Source organism: Pseudomonas sp. SBT1-2 (genome assembly GCF_028640875.1).
In the GTDB taxonomy this organism is placed as follows: domain Bacteria; phylum Pseudomonadota; class Gammaproteobacteria; order Pseudomonadales; family Pseudomonadaceae; genus Aquipseudomonas; species Aquipseudomonas chlororaphis_I.
Genome location: NZ_JAQZAA010000027.1, coordinates 1 through 212, shown reverse-complemented (window position 1 = coordinate 212; position 212 = coordinate 1). Strand labels below are relative to the sequence as shown.

Sequence of the window (212 nt, the reverse complement as noted above, 5' to 3'; positions counted from 1 at the left end):
TCGTAGACCACGCGCGCTTTGGGGCAGTGCCGGCGAACCTCCAGGTCAAAAGCGGTGTTCATGTCCATCGCCACCGCTTCGATTCGGGCGTAACCCTCTGGCCCCAACTCTTCGAAGAACGTCCTGACCGCCGCACGGCTGCGGCCTTCGCCGATCCACAGCACTCGTCGTGTATCCGCATCCAGCACCACACTGGCGTAACGATGGCCCTT

At 62.7% G+C, this 212-nt stretch carries 1 protein-coding gene; it reads right to left on the bottom strand.

Features of this window, described 5'->3' with window-relative positions; translation table 11 throughout:
- Positions 1-212 (bottom strand): transposase (locus PVZ78_RS02845; protein ID WP_273828196.1); only part of this gene is annotated, 212 nt, incomplete at both ends.